Raw genomic sequence first — 21,623 nt, forward strand, 5'->3', positions numbered from 1 at the left:
CATATAGATTTTTTGCTTAATTATATTTCTCTTGATATTTAGCGACAATAACATTTTTATCGTCACCATTAGGATTTGCTAAAACAATATTTAGTATTTCGCTAATGTCTTTACGTTCTTCAAGTAATGTTTTGATATTGTCTTTTAATTTAATAATAAAGTTGTCAAAATCAACAATGTGTTTGTAAACTTTATTGATATTTTCAGAAACTTTTACTGACTTTTTACTTTCATCTTTATCTAGTGACTCTAATATTTTGTTGGCTTCAGTATTTGAATTTTGAAGTGCTTCAAAAATACCTTTAAGTTCAGAGAACTGTAGTTTTTCAAATAGGTTATTTGGGTCTGAAGCGCCACTTGCTTGTTTTTCGACAACATTTTTAATTGCTTTTAGAGTTGCTGTAACTGTTCCGCTGTTTGTGTCTAACACTGCTTTAATATCACTTGAAATCGAAGCAATAAACGTATCTCTTGCATTTGTTGCTTTTGATTCAAGTGCTTGAGCAGGTTTTAAGTATTCAGTTGAATAATTTTTATCGCGAGAAACATCTGCGAATTTTGAAAAATCATCTTCAAAGTAAGTGTGAGATTTTTTGAATTCTTCAATTTCTTTAATTACTGAATTTATAGCTTCAAAATCTTGGATTGATTTTGTTGTTCAAATATTAGCTTTAACAATATTTAAAGCAAAATCATTTAATTCATTTAGTATTTTGTCTAAATTTTCAGATTGTTTTTCATGAACTTTTTTAATAGTTTCAAGGTGTTTATCTCTTGCAGCAACTATTAATTTATCAATGTTTTCAATAATCTCTGTTTTGTGTTCTAAAATAGGTAAAACGTGTTCATTTAAATCTGTAATTGCTGTCTTTTTAAAGTCTGCATAATCAGTTTGTCTTTCAGCAGGAATCAATCCGTAAAGTTCGTTTGCTTTGATTTTCAAGTCATTCATTGCTTGTTTTTTAGCAGTAATGATTTGAGCGCCATGAGTTTCAAAGTTTTGAATTAATTCTTGACGTTTTTGAATTGTTGCATTTGCTGCATTTTGAATTAATGATTCAGCATCAGAAATATCTTTTGCAAGTAAGTTATATGCATTAGCAATCTCATCAGAAGTAACAATTTTACCATCTGCTGGCGAAGAAGTTAGTCTTACAGTTTTTGCCTTATTCAATTCATTTTGGAATGTTTGTGCCAATTTTAATAAGTAAGGAATTGAATTTTCACTTTCGCCTTTTAATCATTTATCGGCAATTGTGTTGAATTGCTGAGCAGTTGTTTGGTCATTGATTGCAACACCATTAAGCTCATTAGCAAATGTATCCATTTTGGCATTTAATGCTTCTTTTTCTTTTAACTGAATAGTAGCATCATTATCAATATTTTGTTTTAATTCAGTTCATTGTTTTAAAACATCTAAACGAGCTTTATGTAGGTCTAATTTAGTAATTTCTTTGTCAATCTCTGATTTTCTAGCGTCTAATTCATTAGATTTTGGAGTAGGTTTACTTAATTGACTATTAGCTTGTTCAATTTCAGCAATAAACTCATTTTTCTTAGCTGTAATGTTTTCGTTAAGCGGTGTAAGTTGGTTAGCATATTCTTTTGCTTGTTTGATTTTTTCTGCTAATTCAATTTCTTTTGGTAAAAGAGCAATTAATGAATCTACTTCTGAGCCCACTTCATTGATTTTAGCAATCTCGGTAGCTTGTTCAACGTTTCTTTGTAGATTTCTAATTCTACTATTTACTATATTTAATAAAGTAGGGTTTTGTTCAAGTGATTTATATTCAGCGGTTTTATTGATTCCATCAATTTTGTTTAGAGTTTCAACTCTTTTGTTTCTGATTTGCGCAATATCTTTAAATTTGGCATCTAAATCCGAAACTTTTTTCAATATTGCTTGAGCATCTGAGGCATCATTTGTTGTAGGAACAAATGACCACATCGCATTTGTTAATAGTTCTTCGTCTTTTTCTGTTAACGCTAATAATGTTGAATTTAGATTACGCTCAGATTTTCATTTAGTAACTTCATTAGATACTTCTTTTAATTTTTCAACTAATTGTTTAGCAACATCAATACGTTTTTTGGCATTATCAAGTGATTGTTCAGTATTTGTAGCATTATCAACACCAAAAATGGCTGACGAAGCTATTGAATCTAGTCATTTGTCAACTTTATCTTTGTTCGCTTCACCAGAAACGCCACTTACAGAGTGATAATTAATGTCAGCATTAATTTGTTTTGTTTCGACTAAAGTTTGTTTAATATCTTTAGCTTTTTGAACATTTTGTTTTGCTTTTTCAATGCGAACAATTTGTTGTTTAATTTCTTCTTTTGTTTTTGAAGCGATTTGTTCAGTGTTTTGCCCATCTTCGGCTTTGATGTAAAGTTCGCGGGCTTTAACAACTAAACCTTCTAATTCTTTATCAATAAATGAGCGAATTAGTGGGTCTTGGTCAGATTTATTGTTATTAATAATTTTTAGTGCAGAACCAACTTCAAGAGCTAAAGCATTGATATATGGCTTAATTTGGTTAATTGCCTCAAGTTTTTCACCAATTTTAGTAGCTTCTTCAAGTGTAGCCGCTACTTTGTTTTTCTCTTTAACAGCATCAAGATTATCTTGAATTACTTTTGTTAATTGAGGGTCAATTGAGTCACCAAGAGCAACTTTTTTGCCTAGTACTTCTTCAAGTGCTTTATCAGCCTCAACACGAGCTTGGTTTTGACCATCCATTAATTCAGGTTGAGCTCTAAAGTTGTCAAAACCATCAAAAAGTTCGTTTGCTAAAATTTTATTTTCAGTTCTTTTGGCTTCTTTAGCTTCAACTTTGCTAAATTCTTCAAGTAAAGTTTTTCTCTTATTATCAATATCAGCCTTATTAAATGGTTTAATTGGCATAAATTGTTGTTCAAATAATTTTTCAGCTTCTTTTACAGCTCTTTGGGCTTCTACACTATCAGGAGTAGATTTATGTGCATCTTTAAGCTTTTTAATGAAATCTGCAATGTCTTTTTGAAGATCATTGTAATTTTTCATTGATTGAGTAAGTTCAATGAATTCACTTGTTTGTTTTGAATTAAAAGGAGTTTTTAAGCGCTCTTCAATTTGTGCTTTAAAATCATTAGCTAAATCTTTAATTGCTTTATAGTCAGAATTTGTTGATTCTTGAGATGTAATTTCGCTCTCAACATATTTATTATATTTAGCGGCAGCATTTGAAGCTAAATCCTTATGGTATGCATCTTTTAAAGCTTGTTGTTTTGCTCTAAGAGTTTCAATAGTTGAGTTTGCTGAATCCTTAAGTTAATTTTCATATTCTTTTTTAGCTTTTTCAAAGTTTTCAAACTTGTCTTCTGCGTTTTGTTGTTTAGCGGTTGCCACTTTAGTTTCTAAGTCAGCAAGAATCTCATCGGTTTGATTTTTAACTTCGTTATATTCATTGATTAATTTTTGTTTTTTCTCTTTTAATTTTTCAATGGCTTGTTTAAGTTCTTCTTGCGCTGCTTTAATTTGTTCAGCAGAATAAGTACTAGGAGCGGCTTTAACTATTGCTTCATTTTTCTGAATTGCGGCATCAAGTTCATTTTTAACTGATTCAAGAGCTTTGTTTGTTTTTTCTTCATCAGAAAGAACCTTTTTCAATTCATTTTCAATGATTTTCGACAATTCATGTTTTTCTTTTGCCTCAGCAACAGCCTTGTTGACTTTAGCAATTTTACTTGCAATTAACTCCGTTGTATCAATTGGTTCGCTAGTTAAGTTTGGCATATTGTCGGCAATAACTTTATCAAGTGCTGCGACATTTTCACCGCTTACTTTTTTGTCTAATGAAGAATCTTTTTCGATTTGTTCTTTTTCATTGATTGCTTTTCTAAGAGCATCAATTAATTCATTTTCTTTTAGAGCTAAGTTTTTTGCTTCTAATAAATCATTTAAGGAATCTGAATCAAGTTTTTTATTAACAAATTCTTGAATTTTATCAATTGCACTGTTGAATTTAGCTTTTGTTCCATCAGCTGCGTCAGCATCAATAGGGAATTTTTTCGGAGTCAATCTATCTGAAATTGCTTCAAGTTTATCTTTATTGAATGAAATATCAAGATGTTGCTCTCTTTGTTCTAATTCTTTTAATTTGTTATGTAAGTCGGCAGCAGTTGGTAGTTCTTCCGAAATTGCAATATCATTAACAAGAGCAGTCAATGAATCAATAGTTTTGTTTGTTTCACTAATTGAATCAGGAACTCTTTTTCTAATATCGGGGTCTTTTGATAACTCAGCAGATTTATCTTTAAAGCTTGCAATTTTTTGGTCAACTTCAATAACTTTTTCAATCAATGAGTCAAACCCCGCAGCTTGGTCAGTTAAAATTAACTTTCTATCTTTAGTTAATTTAGGATTTTGAGCTTCTTTTTTAAGTTTATCTAAACGACTACGTAATTGAGTTTCACCGTTTGTTTTATTTTCACCAGAATTTTTGAATAATTCATCAAGTTTTTGCTCAATATTTTTAATTTTAAGGTTTAGTGAACCCTCTTTTCTTTTCTCAGCAACTGTTTTTAAAATGTCATTTGCTTTTTGAGTAAGTTGAGCTATTTTTTCAGGGTCAGCATTGTCAGCTAATTCGTCTTTAATTGCTTGTTTGATTTTTTCAAATTCTGCAGTTTCTAGCTCAAAGTTTTTTAAATCGCCGTATTCGTTTTTAACATCATTAAATAGTTTATCTAAATTATTAATTGAAGAATCGGCACTAGCAATAGCTTGAGTGATTTTTTGGTTGCTTTTAACAAGTTCATTTGCTTTGTTGAAAATATTTAAACTTTGATCACTATTTAATGATTGTGAGTTAGCTATTTTTTCTTTATCAGCATCAGAAATAGAGCTTGGATTTAGTGCTAAATTCAATAAATTATTAATATTTTGAGCATTATTCGTCAATTCATTTTGACTTTGAGTAATTTTATTTAAATGTGCAAGTGCATTTTCACTGTATTTCGGTGGTTGCTCATTAGTTGGATTAAATGCAGTTTCTGCATATTGTTTTGATTTAGCAAGAGCTAAAATTGATTCATTGTGTTTTTGAGCAGCGCTTAATACATTAACTACAAATTTATATTTCTTAATTTGTTCAATTAATTCTTTTGAAGTAATTGGGTTGAATTTTATTGAAGTTATTGAGTTAGTTTCTTTGTTTAAATCATTAACAATTTTGCTTAGAGCTTCAATATTTATGTATTTATTTTGTAGTTCATTGCGAACATTTTCTGGCAATGATAAAAACTCAATATTGTGGGCAATATTTAATTTTTCTAATTCTGAATTTGATGTTTTTTCTAAGTGTTCTAGAACTTGTTTTTCAATTACACGTAGTTTTTCATTGAATAAATGTTTGTTTTCAACAATGTTTTTGATTTCGAATTTATCTTTGCTGCTAAATATTGAAACTTCGTTTAATAAATCAGTCGCAAGCTGTTGAGCATTTTTGCTTAAATAACGCTCTAAAATTGGTTTATTGTAATCATTTAATTCAAGAATTTCGTGTTCTAGTTCATTAATTGTATCTTTAAGTTCAATTCTTGCACCAATAATTGATTCAAGAGCGTTTTGTTTACCTTTTAATATTTCAACAAGTTGACTTACGTCTTTTGAATCATTAAATATTTCGTGAATTTGGTCTTCGAATTGTTTTTCTTCAGGTAATGAAATTAATTTTGTAACTTTGTGAGCTTTTTGTGCTTCATTTATTAAGTTTTGTGCGTTTTTATCCGCTGTTTTAAGTGTATTAATCTCATTTCTAAATTTAATTATGTTAGCAATTAGTGTTGATTTATTTAATTTATCAGGTTCATTGGCATTAACTATTGCATTGAAGTCTTTGTTATTTTTAATTTTGTCAAATATATTTTGCGCAAAATTAAGTTCTTTTTGTGAATCAACAAATGATTTAAATTCATTAATAATGTCGGCATTGGTTTTAGTTCTATCTTGCAACATTTTCTTAAATGTTTTAAGGTTAGCTAAAACATTATCAAAATCTTCAAGGGTTTGTGAAACATCTAATTTATAAGCAATAATTGTTAAATAGTATTCAGATAATTTATTGTAAACTTGAATTTCATGTTTTGCAAGGATTCTATCAAATTCTTTGTTAGCAACAATTTGGTTATCCAATGTAAATTTAATTAGATTGTCAAATACATTTCGATTGTAGCTAACTGATTGTTCTAAGTCAATTGATTTTTTAAATTCTTTTAAATCATTAACATAAATTGAATTTGCACCAATATTATTTAATAATTCATTCACAATTTTGTTAACAACGTTTTGAACATCAGCATTAACAATTTCATTCATTTCATGCGAAACTGCTTTAAATTTAGCAAGAATTTGTGAGTTATCTGTTGATTTAGCACCTGCAATAACTCCTTCAATGAATTCTTTTGTTCTTGCAATATCATTAATTCTAAATGAAGGCTCAAAAAGCATTAATTCAATTTGATGAGCATTCGAATCAAAACTATTTCTTAATGCTTTGGTTGGCATTAATTCTCTTGCTTGTTCAATATTATCATCTAGAGAATTATTAACTTGCATTAAGTATTTTTCAACAAGTTTATATTGAGCATTGATTTTTTGTTCAAAAAATTCTTTATATGACTTAATAAATTCTTGTTGTTTTTGTTTTGGAATATCTAAGAAGTTACCAAGTGCTAATTTAAGGTCAGAAATTTTATTATGACTAAATTGAGAAGCAAGGTCTTTTTCTTGTAGACGTTTTGCTTGAGGTTCTAATAGTTCTTTTAATTTCTTAACTTCGCTTACACTTAACCCATCGTTAGCAATTAAAGCATTAACTCAATTAAAGATAACGTCTTTTTGTATGTTACCAATTTGATTAAGTGTTTTTCATTTTTCTAAATAAGAAGTAGAAGGAGCAAACAAAATATGCTCTAAACTTTGCAGTTGTTTTTTTATAACATTATTTTCAGGTGAATCTGGCAATAATGAGTTAGAGTATTTTTTAAATGAATCATTAAAATCTTGATATCTATTAATAACTTGATTTTTGCTTCTTTTTTGGAATGACGAAACAACTGCTAATGTAGCAGCAGTACTTGCAATGCTTGCTAGTGCTAAAAATCCAGCTATTGTACCTGCGGTTTTAGTCATTATTCTACCTCCTTATTGTCTTCTCTTATTCTAATAAACATCCCAAACTTATCAACTTGATTTCAGAAATTAGTGTCTGGACGTCCTTTGCCATCGCTATTTTCACTACGTCTAACTTTTCATTCTTTTTCTTTATCTCTCTCATTCAAATATTCTTTATTAGTATAATAAATAGCCATTTGTTGAGCATATATATGAGCTTTTATATGGTTTAATTGTTCCCCATTTAGCTGTGTTACTTTTGAAACTTCAGCATCGGCTGCTTTTTTAACTTTATCAACTATTTTGCCTATTTTAACAAGTGACCAAACAGGGTCTTTCATTTTAATTTTGTATTTATATGAACTATCATTTCAAGGAATATCTAGTATTTCCTCATAATTTAAGTGCAAAATAGTAAATTGATTTTCGTCTTCCGAAACCAATGGAATATAAATAAAGTAAGGAATTCACATTTTAATAATATTTCCTTGAACAACCATGTCCGTGTCTGCTTGAGCTCAGTACATAAATTGCTTTCCGCCAAATTTTGCCACCTTGTATTTTTTACCGGCAAAAGTTAATACACCGTCTTTTAATTTAAATTTGTATTTCATTATTGGTGCACTAGTAGATAGGTCCATTTTTGATAATTCATCATTGTTATTTGTTATTTGTTGAAGTAATTGTTTATTGTCTCAACTAAATAAATCATCAGGTTGTTTAATTTTACTATTTAAGGCATTGTTTCACTCATCATCAGTGCTAAAAGTAATGTCTTCTCTAAAGAATTGTAATTTTTTCTCTTTTTTATAATCTGCAGCGGCGGCAAAAGTACTTAAAAATCCAGAAGCAAATGTTTTATTGTTTCAACCCGCTTTATAAGCATCGAATACATCAGTACTTTCCAATATATTAAAAGTATTTTTTCCAACTTTTTCTTGTTTTAAGTTTACATTAACGTGATCTTTAGTAGCAATAAATGTAGTTTGCGTATTAAATGTTACTCATACGTCTTTAAATTCCAATTCATATGATTCAACATCTTTATAGTTTGAATCATCTGCTTTTTTGTTGTACTTAATTTTGAAATTCAATTTAGTTTTCTTAATTGAAGTATCAGCTTGCACAAATTCAGGCGCAAATTTATCTGATGCAGAATTTCTAGTTAAATAAACGCTAACATTTGATGTATTAAATGGCATATTTGTATTTTTCAAGAATGTAAATCTCTTGAATAAATTCATTATTTCAGGTTTGTTTGTTATATCAAGTTCTAAAGCATTGCTGCTTGAATCATTATTCACCAATTGAGCAAAATCTTCATAAAGAGTTTTATGCAATGGCACAATATCTTTCATATTTTTATTATCATCAGCGTATAAATAATCAAATACTAGTTGTTTATTTTCTTGTTTATTAAATCATTCTAATAATGACACAGCAGGTTTATATACACCATTTAGAACTTCAAGTTTTGTATCAATATCACTTGCAACATTATTTAAAACATTATCAGCAGCAACTTTACTTGATTGATTTAATGAATCATATAATGGTTTATATGCACTAATGAAAGTAGCAAAAGCTTTATTTTGTTTTGCATCATCAGATCTAAAGTTTTCTGATGCAACTATATTAAGGAAGTTAGTAATAGTTCTATTTTGAATAAATCTAGTATAAATACCTTTTAGACTATCTTCATCATCTTGAGAATTATTATCACCTTTAATTAATGTATTAATACTTTGTAAGCCTTTTAGTAATTTATCAATAGTTGAGTGATATGTAGTGAATTCAGCTTTAGCACTTGAATCAGCACTTGTTGCGTTATCTTTGTAATTTTGATTGTTAAAGTCAAATGAAGAAGAGTTATTACTACTTGCAACAGAAGATAAATCAGTTGTTTTTGTGTTTACATCATTAATTCTAGTTAGTAGAGTTGATGATTCAATGTTATCAACGCCCTTATTTATTTTGTATATTTTTTCAATTAAGCTATATAACCTATCACCATTACCATCTTTTTTAACTTGTTCATTAAATTTAGTAATACTATCTTTAATTAGTTTAAATGCAGTTGCAGATTTTTCTTTTAGTTCTTTGTATTTAGCTTCAACATTTTTAAAGTGAAGATTCATATTTCTTGCATCTTGAATATATGATCCTTCTTTAAATGAACTTGAATTTAGATATTGATTAACTTTTTCAATTTCTGCTTTATAAGCATTAATTTCTGAAGAAATACCTATGTAACTTAATAAACTTGTACTGTCATTTTTGTTGATTTTTTGTAATGAATCAACACTAAATTCTTGTGCTGTAAGTAATTTAACATATTTATCAAATCAACTATTCATAGCAGTTAGACGGTTTTTATTAAAGTTGTAAATAGCTTGTTTTTGCTCTTTAATTTTGTCTTTAGCAGTGTTAATCAACTCAGTTACTGATTTAATTGTTGCCAAGTCAGCAAATTCTTCATTATCTTTTTTTCTTACTTCTAGAGTATCAAAACCATCAATTGTTGGTTTATTAGTATTGTAATTAGTTTTAATATATTCATCTATATCTTTAAGTTCTCTAATAATTGCATTGGTTTCACGTTTTTTCTCGGCTTTAAGTTTGCTGATTACGCCATATGAATTATTTTCAATACCCTCGATTAGAGTAGATCTTTTTGAACGTAGATCCGCATCGCTTGATAGATTTTCAGTATTTAATAATTTTTCTGCTTCTTTTATTTTTTCATCTAATTCATCATAAAGTTTTTTCATTAAAGCTGATTCTTTATTGTAGTAATCTGTTTGACTTGATTTAGCATCAAATTCTTTTGCTTTTTTGATAGTTTCTTGAAGTGTTTTAGATGATTCTAATACTTGCTCGAATGCTAATACACCACCATTTAAATATTGAGACTCAATGTCTTTAATTTTTTGCTCTGCAGAACTATCTAATTGTTTAATAGCAGTAGCAAAACGCGCCAGTATAGCAGCTGGGATTTTTCTTGCATTTTCTTCTAAACCAGAAGTTTTTAGTTTATTATCAGCTTCAGCATGTTTAATTAATAATTCTAATTTAGCTTTATGAACTTTAACTTTTTCTAATTGCTCCTGTAGTTTAAATTCATTAAAGTCAGTAAAGTAAACATTTTTGTTTAGTTCTGTTTCAGCTACATGTTCAATAGCTGAAACTATTTCATCGGTTTTGCTTATTGCATTTGTTAGTTCAGTTGTTTTTGGATTTTTACCATTTGCTTCAGTTTTTTTATCTTTTAATAATTTAACGTTTTCCGCTAAAGTAATAAATTTGTCAGTTAATGAGTGTGCTAAATCAATTTTTGCTTCATGCTCATCAATTTCAGATAGTTTGTTAAAATCATTAACATTTTGCAATTTAGTAAGAATGTCTTTGTAAAATGCAAGTTGATCTTTTTTAAGTTCTGTAAATGTATCAGTGTTATTTTTAGCATTAATACGTTTTATTTCATCATCAAAATTAGTTTTTGCTTTTTCAAAAACTTTTTTACGCGAATTATAAAGAACTTCAGCTTTAGAAATTTTATCCAAGGCAGAATCTCTTAGAGTTTTAAGATTTGATGTTAAATTAACTGGCTCAAAGTTTTGAGGGACTTCTGGAACAGTTGATAAAACACTCTCGCCAAAGTTCTTCTTATCTCATTCATAGCCATACTGTACACTTTGGAACTCGAATTTATCTAATTCATATTTTGCAAGAATTTGTTTATGTGTCTCAAGTAATGATTTTGTGGTTACAATAACACTACTTAGGAGTTGAATTCTATTTAAATCTTTTTTAACACTATCATCATTTGCAAAATCTTTTAATTTACCAATAAATTGTTTAAATTGATTATGTTTTGTTTGCGATTCATCTGTTGAATTTAAGCCAGGTTTATATTGAATTGCTTCTAAAGTTTTGTCCAAATCACTAAATTGATCATTTACTTTTTTGGCTTCATTTATTCTAGCGCTTATAGCTTTAATTTTCTCTTTAATTTCTTCATATTTATCAAAGTTTTTGTAATTTTCTTGCGCATTTTGAATTTCTTTAGCTAATTCATCTTTTAATGATTTTAAAGTTTCATTAATTGGACCGTCTTCAGTGCTTTTTGTTAAATCATCTGCTATTTTAACGACTTTTGCAAACTCGGTAATGTTTTCGATATTGGCTTTAATAATATCTGCTTGCTCTTCCAATTTAGCTGCTTTATCTTTAGCTGGTTTTGGATTCTTGATATCTGGTTTTATAGCATCTAGTTCACTATTATATGAATCCAATAGTTTTGCAATCTCATCTTTAGCTTTTGGATCGATTTCAGGTCTATTTAAGCTGTCTTCAACAGATTTTTTAACTGAATTAATTTTTTCCTTAGCGCTTTCCGAAATTTCATTAAATTGTTGCGCATCATTAAATTTCTCAGTTATATCGTGTGTTTTGTTAATAATATCAAGGTTTGTTGGAGTACCAGAGTGGGGTTTGTCTGTGAAAGGTGTAGAGTTTTTTAATATATCAGTTAATGTTTTTTTAACTTCAGGATTAACACCATCTTTAGCTGCTTTAGACATTATTTTCTCTTGTTTTTCAAGAAGATTTTCAAGTGAACCTAGTTTTTCATATTGTTTGATAATGTCTGATGTTTGTGTTGGGTTATCTTTTGAATCAACATCTGCTTTAAGTACATTTAATAATTCAGATAGTTTGTCAAATGGAGTTTTTCCATCATCGCCTGTGATTTCAAGATTTGCAGATTTTGCTTTTTCTTTAAGTTCTTCAATTTTCTTTTGAACTTCTTGTTGTTTGTGAGCAAATTTATCTTTATTAAATGCTAAATCTAGTTTGTTTCTTAGCTCTTTAATTTGAGTAGGCGTTGTAGTATCAAGTTTAATAATTCTGTCAAATTCTGCTTTTAATTTTTGAACTTCAGAACCCTCCGCATCATTGCCATCTTTATATCCAACAAATTTGCCATCTTTTTCAGTAGCAATTAATTCCTTAGATTTGTCTTCAAAATCTTTTTTAGCAGCTTCAAATTCTTTGTTAATTAAATCTTTAGCAAGTTTATATCTACTAATAGCACTTTCGATTTTAGCTTTTGCAGTATTAATTTGTGCTAATGTAGAATTTGGATTAGAAATAACTTTTGATTCAGAATCAATAACTTCTTGAATTTGTTTATCAACTTCTTCAAAAATCTTTCTTGGTGCAGTGTTATTGTTTTCTTTATATTGATTGGTTTTTACTTTTTGAAGTTCATTTAAGCTATCTTTAGCGCTCTTAGATGATTCAATTTTTGCAATTGCTTCATCTAATTTTCTTAGTTTTTCATTAACTCTACCTGCGTCATCAGCAGCATTTAATCTATTTGCTTCAATAATTTCTTGAAGGTTTTTTGCTAATTCAGGGTATTTCTGTGCATCAATACCTTTTAATGCTTTTGCAGCTTCATTAACTTTTTTAGCTAAATCTTGTAATTTATCAAAGTTTGTTAGTTGAGTTTCAACTCTTGTTTTAGCTTCACTTAATTTGTGTTGTAAATCTTTATTTACCTCAGCAATTTGTTTTTCAAGTTCATGAATCTCTTCTTCATTTTTTGGTAATTGAGATTTATCAGTTATATTAATTCTTTGTTTTCATAATTCTTGAATTTTTTTGTCTAATTCTTCTTTTCTATTTTTTAGTTCTTTAGCTTGTTGTTCAAGGGTTTCTGCTTCTTTAATTGCAGCGGTTTTTGCTTTTTGAAGAACTTCAAAATCAGATTTAACTAAATCATAAGGGTGTTTAGTTAAAACATCCTTGAATTCATTTGAATCAAGATCACTTTGACCCATTATTAAGCTTTCTTTTTCAAGTTGAGCTTTAATAACGTTTGTGGCCATTTGTTTTCTTAATGAGTCGATTTCGCTATTGATATTGTCAATATGTGATTTATTATGTTTGTCTGGTTTGAATAAATCTTCAAGTAATTTATCGTACTCTTGAATTTTTTGAGTAATTTTTGCATTTTCTTGTTCAAGTTTATCGGTAATTTTTGTAAACTCAGTTTTACTTTTTTCATTTAGTCCTTGAACTTCTTCTTTTAACTCAGCAGTAGCTTTTTTAGCTTGCTCAAATTCTTGTTTAGCGGCATCTAAATCAGTTTCAAAGTCACTTAAAGATGGAATTGCTCTACGTAAAACATCCATTTTGTTTTGAGTAATTCTGTTTTTATTTGCTTTTTCAACTTCATTAGTAATTTTTTTGTTTGCATCTGCTTCGTCTTTAAGTTCACTTAAGCCAACAAGCAATGTTCTTTCAACTGGAGTAAATTGTTGGTTTGCTTTACGTTGTCCGGCAAAAGTATCTTTAATTTGCGATTCAATTTTGTTAGCAATACTTGCTCCATCAACTGATTCAACATTTTCAACTAGTTGGTCTAGTGCTTCTTTTAAGTTTTTTTGTAATGTGTGTAAATCAATAGTGTTATTGGTTGGATTATTAAGTGCTTTTTCAATTAATTCTTTGTATTCATTAATCTTTTTAATGTCATCTGCAAAGTAAATTTTAGCATTATCATTGTCTTTATAGCCATCAAGAATTTTAATTGCTGAGTGTTTGGTTTTAGCAGATTGCACTAAAATATCAAGATCTTTTTCAAGTTGTTCTTGTGTTTGTTTGATTTTGTTTAGTTTTTGAATTTTTTCTTCGTGTGAAAGTTTTTTATCACTGTAAATAAGTTGAGATTCAGCCTCAAGCTCTTTTACTTTTTCTAAAATAACTTGTTTTTCAGCAGAAATTTCACTGTCAGTAAATTTTTCATTGATAAGTTTGTTTAAATCTTGATTTTTTGAATTAATTGTATTAACGATATTAGCCAATCTAGCATCAGCTAATAATTTAATTGCGTTAGTTACATCACTATTATTTGGTTTAATTTGAGCATTAAGTTCTTGTCTAGTTGCTGTTGAAAATTCGCTAGTGTAAGCGACTAACACTGGTTTTAAGTCAGCTCAAATTTTAATTAATTGAGCAGAAGGTTTAATTGATTCTTTAGCGAATTCTTCTTCTAGTGAACTTGTGATGTGTTTTAGTTCTGATTTATTGACTAAACGTTCTTCATTAATAAGTCTTTCGAATTCGGAAACAAATTCTTCTAGTGGGACATTGTTTTGTTTTAAATTATTGATTTTTTTGATACTTTGTTGTATTTTTTGAATTTGTTCTTGAGTTAGAGAAGTGTTTTGGGCATTTGCTTGCGAAAACTCAAATTGAGTTTTAAGGTTATCTAATCTTTCAAAAATGAATTGTTTAATTAGGTTTTGTGATTCAGCTTCCGACATTATCGCATTAGACTTTTCAAAGTAGACTAGTGCATTTGAGTATGGTTGTTTGTTTAATTCGGTAGCAAAATGAACCTTAGTGTCTTGATCTAAGGTTGTTTCGTTAATTCTTTTAACGTTTTCTTTAAGTAGTGTTTGGGCAACACTAATTAGTGATGTTTGTCTAATGAAATTTGAATATAATTCATGAATTTTTGTTGGTTCACTGCTTGATGTAATTGCTGATTTTGTTGAATTAATGATGTTTTGTAGTTCAATTCTAAATTGAGGGTCAAGAGAATTTATTGATTTTTCTTTTTCGCTAATTTGATTTTGTAAATCTTGTTTAACTTCTTGTTGAGTTTTAAAATACTGAGCTGTTTTATCAAAGAATGTTGATATGTAATCTGTGATGATTTTTTTAGCAGAAACACTTTCTGAACTTGGACTAATAACTTTAAAACTTAAATTGCCTTTAATTGTTTGAACAAAGTTTTTTAATCCACTTAACTCAGCAACAAGTTGTTCTCTAACATGGTTTTCAATTTGTAATTCACCAATTTTCAAGATTGCTTGGTCAATTTGTGCATAAATTTCTTTAACTTCTGCTGTGTTGTTTTGTGACTCGATGTTGTATAGCTCATTTGAAGCTTTTTCAAAGAAAATTTGATATTCATTTATTGCATCACGTGATGAATAACGAGATAATCTAGTTTCAATAAAGTCAACAACTTTGTTTAAAGCGCTTGCTTTTGCCACAATATTCAAGTCGTCAATTTTGTTTAAGATTGTGAATCTAAAAATATTAATGTCGCGCTCAACATTATTTGTAATTTCTCTTTGTTTATTGTTTAGTTCAACAACTTTAGCAACAAATGCGTTTTTATCAATTGTTTTGTTTTTGAAATTTTGAACGCTATTGTTAAAATCAGCTAATAAATCGTGTGCAAAAATATTCTCTTTTGATTTAGCAATCGCATCATTGAATAGTGCTTCATTTTGTTCATTAGTTTCTTTTAGTAAAACAGTTGCTAAAAGTAAATTTAGTTTATGTTTTGCATCCAACATGCTTTCAACAACAGATTTAGCATCCCTCGAATTTGAATTTAATTTAATACTACCAACTTGTTTTGCATACTTAATTGCATTTTCAATTTCTAGTCTATTGTCAGATTTAATATTTGAGTGTGTATTTAAAAAATCAGTAGCTTTATCAGTTGAATCTTTAAGTTTATTAAATACACCTAATTTTTCCTTTGTGCTTAACTCAGATTTTGAATGCAGAAATGGTAATGTAATAGCAAGCGCGGCTGCTGGAATACCCGTTATCAGCAGCGCAGCTGTTAATTTAGATTTTTTTGACATATATTTCTCCTATACAATTATTTTTTTCAAAAATTAAACAACCCGTGTTCTCTTTGAGAAGCCGTTCATAACAAACCATCTTCAGTAGAACCGTTATATCTAATAAAGTCAGCTAGATAGGCAATCGACACTGCTAAAATAGCTAAAAACAAAATAACAAATAATATTGCAAAGAATGTCGATGTCTTTGACATATTGTCAAATTTATTTTCTTTATTACTTACTTTTTTCATATTTAGTCCCTTATTTTAATTATTAGTATACATTTAATAATTATTAATATTATAATAATTTCAAAAAAACGATACAATATTTTTTTTGACTTTTACATTAACAAAATCAATTTAAAAAGTAAATCTTCTTCAAAATTTTTATTAAGAAGCACCAGCATTTTTATTTTTTTAAAAGCGAAATTATTTCAATAAGCAATATTTAAAATTACTCATTTTAAGAGAATTTTATTTAAGAAAAATCTTTAAGTATGGAATTTTAATTTGCGTATTTTATTGAAAAAATACACAAAATTTTCATTGCAAAAATCAGTAATTTTTTAAATTTTAAAATGGAATTTTCCATAAATATTGCTATTAAATAATGAAAATATTTAGTATATAATACTAACACAATGAACAAATTAACATATTTTATTGACCTTGATGGGACACTATTTGATACTAATGGAGTTAACAAAGTTTCTCTAAAAAATCAGTATGCAATTTTGATCATGAAAAACTTTGCAAATGTTGTTTTATCAACTGGAAGAAGTTATCAAGATTTAAGAGTAAAACAAGTCATGAATCAATTAGCAATAAATGACGTAATTTGTTCTTCAGGTGCTGAATTATACATTGATAATAAACTAGTTTTTTCAACTAAAATTGAACTAGAAACAGTCTTAAAAATCATAGAATTTGCCAATAAAAATAAAATAAGTTTTATGGTCTATGATGAAAATGGCGACCACTTGTTTTTAAACAATAATTTTGTTTGGTGATTGGCTAACAAATTTTTACGTAAATGAATAAAAACAATTGATATTAGTAAAAATTTTGATATCAATAATTTTACGAATATCAATAAATTTTCTTTTGGTTTTTTATCTGTTTTTAAAACAAAAAAAATGCTGAAAAAATTACAAGCTTTTCTTGGAGATAAAATTAATGCATACATTTCAACTCGTGGCCATGTAATTGAAATAACAGATAAAAAAGCTAATAAAGCTCTAGCTACTGAACAATATCTATCAATAAAACAAATTGAATTGCAAAATACAATTCACATTGGTGATTCAATGACCGATGCTTGCTTAAAAGGTTATGTTGGAAAATTGGTTGCTATGGGCAACTCACCGGCTGGATTTAAAAGAATTGCCGATGAAGTTGCGCCCAAAAACAAAAGAGCCGGCATTCACAAATATTTAATCAAAAAGTAAATTAAAAAACGTAATTAGCATATTTGCTAATTTTTAGTTTAATTTGGATATATTTGCAAATACAAAAAGTAAATTTAATGGCCATTATTGGTATTTATTTGTTAAATTTGATTATTTATATAAAATTGATAAATAAATTTAAATAATAAACTAAGTGTTTATTAGGAGAAAAAATGAACGAGTCAAAACTGTGTACAATTTTAATCCCAACATATAACATGGAAAAATATATTGATAGAACATTAAATTCTGTGTTCAAGAATAAAGAATGATTTAAATATGCCAATATTCTAGTTATAGATGACGGATCTACTGATAATACAGTTGAATTGGTAAAAAAATATCTAAAAGAATACCCAAATAATATTGAATTATTCCAAAAACCAAATGGCAATTGAGGGTCAGTTATAAACTATGCAAAAAATAACAAATTGATTAAAACTAAATATATGTCAATTTTAGATGCTGACGATTTAATAGCACCAAAATTCATTAAATACTTAAATTATTATGCAGATAAAGAAGATTTTGATATCGGATTTTACAAAACTAAAGTAATTTGAAAACGTAATTTTTCAGTAGTTATCCACCCAAAAATGTTTTTAAAAAATTTAAATGATGATTTTTACCCTGTTTTAATTCCCTGTTCAACAGTATTTAAAACAGAAGTCTTTTATCAAATTGATGACCTAGCGGAAAAAGTTTCATATCAAGATTATGCAATGTTTTATAAAATTATTACTAAATCTAAAAAGCACTTATTAATCCCTAAATTAGGTGCCACCTATTGATATTCACGTCCAAATAACACAATGACTAGCTCATGAGATGATAAACGTTTTAATGGCGAAAAAGTTTTACTTAATGAATTAAAAAAACTTGGCAAAGAATATCTTTTTGCTGCCAGAGTAATCCTTCCAGGTTATGTTGCAGGGATTTCTTCAATTAATGGATGTATTAATGTTAATAAAGACCATTATAATATGATAATGAATCAATCTTCAAAATTCTTTAAATGATTGTTAAAATTAAATATAAAAAGAGCGCAAGCACACAATTCAATTAATATCACAGACGGCAATACTGAATTAGTTCTTTTATAATTTGCGTAAATATGAATAATTTTTTCAATAAAAAACGTGTTTGCTTAACTGTGGACACGTTTTTTATTGAAAAAAGAAAAGGCATTTGAATTAAATATGCTCTTATCAAAAATTGTAATTAAAAAATAACACAAAAATAACGAAAAGCAATATGAATAAGGCTTATTCGTTATTTTAATTATTTGAAACTGGGAAACTCGAAAATGAATTATTTTGCAATATTGATCGTGAAATAAACAAAATTCCACGCCTTAAGCATGGAATTTAATATTATCTAAATTTTTTTCAATTTTTGACTTATTTTGACTAATGTGCAAAAATTAAAGCAATTGTTAAAATAACTAAAACTATATAGAAAAGAGAAAGTGAAATTTTGTAGTAATTTGTTGATAATTTTACATTTTTAGTTGTGACATTACTTGATAATAATCTATGATTTTTAGCTTTTTTTCTATAAAAATCAACTCTTCGCTCACCAATATAAACGATCATTAGTAAGATTGCAGAAATGGTAGATGCCATTAAAACTGAACCTAATGTTGTCATAGCTGTTATTAATGACGCATTTGATTCAATATTTTGAGCATCATAGATTGTGTCTTGTAATGAACCGTGAACTATTGATTTATATAAAACATCGCTAGTTCCAGTTCCACCAGGGGTAAGTGACACCGAATTTGCTACTCTAGTAATTGCTGCTTGCACTGTCATATTTATGTAATAGCCATATTTAATATCTGGTTTTACCATGTCTAATGATTTAGCAAGCAAAGCATTTGGCAACACAAATATTGGAACCATTTTAATTATTACTAATTCAATGAAATTTCACGGATTTTTAAATATTTTTTTCATACATTGTCGGATGTTAAAAAACTCATATTTAAATTTGGCTTTAACCGCGAATGAATCATAAATGTTTATAAACGGAAATCATTCAATAAGTGCCATCACTAATTTAATTATGAAATTTTGTACTTTAATACTTATAGTCATAATTAAAGAAATAATTGCTAAACCTGTATCGAATATTAAACCTAAAGCTAGCATAAGAATAAAGAATTTTACTGCTGGATTATCTGATTTAAAGAAATCTCCAAAGGCAACAATACCCATAGGCACGAATATAATTGTAGAAATAATATTAGTCAATTGCCATATGCAAGTATTGATAATAATAGAAGACATCATTATAGGTCTAGCAACGTCTCTTCTCCGAAGAAATCAATATGTTGCTAAGTCGCCCCCAATTGATTTAGGAGTCAATGTTTGAACAATTAAACCAATTACTGTCCCAGTATATACGTCATTTCATTTAACGTAGCCACCTTGTAATTTTATTAATTTTTTAAATACCCATGCATGAATAATTGACGTTGCCAGAAAACTTAAACACATAAATGCAAAAGCACTTCTAACTAAATACCCTTGACTCTCGGGCCGCGCGCTGCCCGCTATATCAAAACGAGTGTAAAGTTTTTTGATAATAGCCGAAATAACCGCTATTGGTCCGCTATCACTTCCATCATCAATGTTATAAACTGTATAAAATAAGAAGCAAATTATGGCTGCAAAAACAGCAAAATACAACCCAAATTTAATAACAGATTTTTTTGAAATTTTACTTTCTTGGTTATCTTCTTTTAAATCAATAAGCCCATTCAAAATCTCATGATTGCGCACAACCATTGTTAATTCTTGGTCATTTTCTGATTTATTTTCAAGTGTTTCACAATATATTTTTAATAAATTATTGCTTTGCTCATACTTGATATATGTCGATTCCTTGTTTTGAAATGACAATTGATAAAGGTTTTCTAAATCATTTGAATTTGTCAATTCTTGGAACCTAACAATTTTATATTTATCACCAATTTTCTCTGATTGCTTCAATCTTTCAATAAATCTAGCCGCGCTTTCAGCATTTAAATCATAAGATTTTGTAGTTAGTTGATGGCGACCATATGTTTTATAAATTTCTTCAAGAATTTCAAATAAATTTTTATTCTTTTGTGTGCTATAAAAATTAACCATTCTTAAAATCTCAAATAAAAATTGGTATGCATCAAAATCATTTGTTATTGAATTATGCGGTAAAAATTCATAGCTTGAAGTGAACGCAAAAAGAAGTTTTTTATCTGTTTTTTCAACCGTTTTATAAACCGATGATTTATTAATAAAATCTATTGTTTGAATGCCATTTATTTCAGCAATTTTTTTAGTTAAAGTTCCAACATGGTTATTTTTAGCAATAACAAACTTGTTTAATTCTTCTTTTGTTATATTTTTATCTTCAGTTAGTAAAAAATGTAAATATATTGCAGCCAATTCATCAGGTTTAAAAAATTTAAACAACGACTTATGTTTTATACATAAATTAATTGCGCTGGAATCATCATTAATAACAAAATTCGCTTTTGCACCATTAAATAAGCCTTTTCAGTAAATTTGTTTTAAATATTTTTGATTTTCTAAATTAAAATATTTAGCGTCTTTTTTTCTAGTTTTATAAAAAACATTAAATTTAAATTTTTCTAATCCTTCCTTAAAGAAGTTAGAGGTTGAAGAATTTGAAAAATCGAGTCCAAATTTCAATGATTTTTTACCTAAATATTCATAATTTTTGTATAGATTAGCAATTTCATTTAGATAATCTTTGTAAGATTCCACATATTCAATTTTAGATATTGCTTCTTGATAGTTTTGTTTTTCAAAATTACCATGATACATTTCACTTATAATTTGCTGTATTTTTGAATTTTCAAGCAAAAAACCTGCGGCATTATAAAACGTGATGTGTATTTTATTATTGTGTGTTTTAAAAAATATTGTATTTTCACAGTTATTTTTGATTGCTGAATATTTTTGAATTTGTAAAGGGGTAGATTGAGGATTTGCTATTGAGATAACCTTATAGTTGTTTTGGGTTAAAACATTTGCGAAAGTATTAAAACAATTTTGTGAATTAATTTTTGCATCTGATGCTAAAAATATTTTATTATTGCTATTTTTACCAATACTATTGATTTTACAAAACGATTGGGATAAATTATAAGAAAATTGCTCTAACGAATTTATGCTTTCGTTAGTGTCAAAAACAATTTCACTTTTTGCAAGATCTAGATAATATTTCTCAAATTGTTTTGCCACTAAAGAGCTATTAATCTCACCCATTTTTGTATCTTTTTGGTCATTATTTGGATCAAGCTTATTGAATAATGATCTTTTAGACATCTTTTACACTCCACAAT

At 27.7% G+C, this 21,623-nt stretch carries 7 protein-coding genes; 2 read left to right on the top strand and 5 right to left on the bottom strand.

All coding sequences use genetic code 4. From position 1 onward, the window contains the following. Window positions 1-16 precede the first annotated feature (16 nt). From EXC34_RS03515 to EXC34_RS03530, 4 genes are all read right to left on the bottom strand, one after another. Window positions 17-3,046: a hypothetical protein gene (locus EXC34_RS03515; protein WP_129687921.1), complete on the bottom strand. Its 3,030-nt coding sequence runs from the start codon at window positions 3,044-3,046 to the stop codon at window positions 17-19. Window positions 3,047-3,313: 267 nt separating this feature from the next. Continuing rightward, window positions 3,314-7,177: a hypothetical protein gene (locus EXC34_RS03520; protein ID WP_129687922.1), complete on the bottom strand. Its 3,864-nt coding sequence runs from the start codon at window positions 7,175-7,177 to the stop codon at window positions 3,314-3,316. Further along, window positions 7,177-15,837, bottom strand: a complete 8,661-nt coding sequence (locus tag EXC34_RS03525) for a hypothetical protein (RefSeq protein WP_129687923.1) — start codon at window positions 15,835-15,837, stop codon at window positions 7,177-7,179. Before EXC34_RS03525 ends, EXC34_RS03520 begins: the two co-directional genes overlap by 1 nt. A 17-nt stretch (window positions 15,838-15,854) precedes the next feature. Further along, window positions 15,855-16,070, bottom strand: a complete 216-nt coding sequence (locus tag EXC34_RS03530) for a hypothetical protein (protein ID WP_004420942.1) — start codon at window positions 16,068-16,070, stop codon at window positions 15,855-15,857. A 392-nt stretch (window positions 16,071-16,462) separates the two neighbouring features. Here EXC34_RS03530 and EXC34_RS03535 point away from each other — a divergent pair, with 392 nt between their 5' ends. Together EXC34_RS03535 and EXC34_RS03540 are read left to right on the top strand one after the other, a co-directional pair. After that, complete coding sequence (locus EXC34_RS03535; RefSeq protein ID WP_129687924.1) at window positions 16,463-17,269, top strand: HAD-IIB family hydrolase; 807 nt, start codon at window positions 16,463-16,465, stop codon at window positions 17,267-17,269. Between the two features lie 173 nt (window positions 17,270-17,442). Next, window positions 17,443-18,372, top strand: a complete 930-nt coding sequence (locus tag EXC34_RS03540; protein ID WP_129687925.1) for a glycosyltransferase family A protein — start codon at window positions 17,443-17,445, stop codon at window positions 18,370-18,372. Window positions 18,373-18,678: 306 nt separating this feature from the next. On the opposite strand, the gene EXC34_RS03545 is transcribed toward EXC34_RS03540, so the two are convergent. Then, complete coding sequence (locus EXC34_RS03545) at window positions 18,679-21,606, bottom strand: lysylphosphatidylglycerol synthase transmembrane domain-containing protein (protein ID WP_129687926.1); 2,928 nt, start codon at window positions 21,604-21,606, stop codon at window positions 18,679-18,681. Between the last annotated feature and the right edge of the window lie 17 nt (window positions 21,607-21,623).

The organism is Mycoplasmopsis bovigenitalium, from assembly GCF_900660525.1.
Taxonomy (GTDB): domain Bacteria; phylum Bacillota_I; class Bacilli_A; order Mycoplasmatales; family Metamycoplasmataceae; genus Mycoplasmopsis; species Mycoplasmopsis bovigenitalium.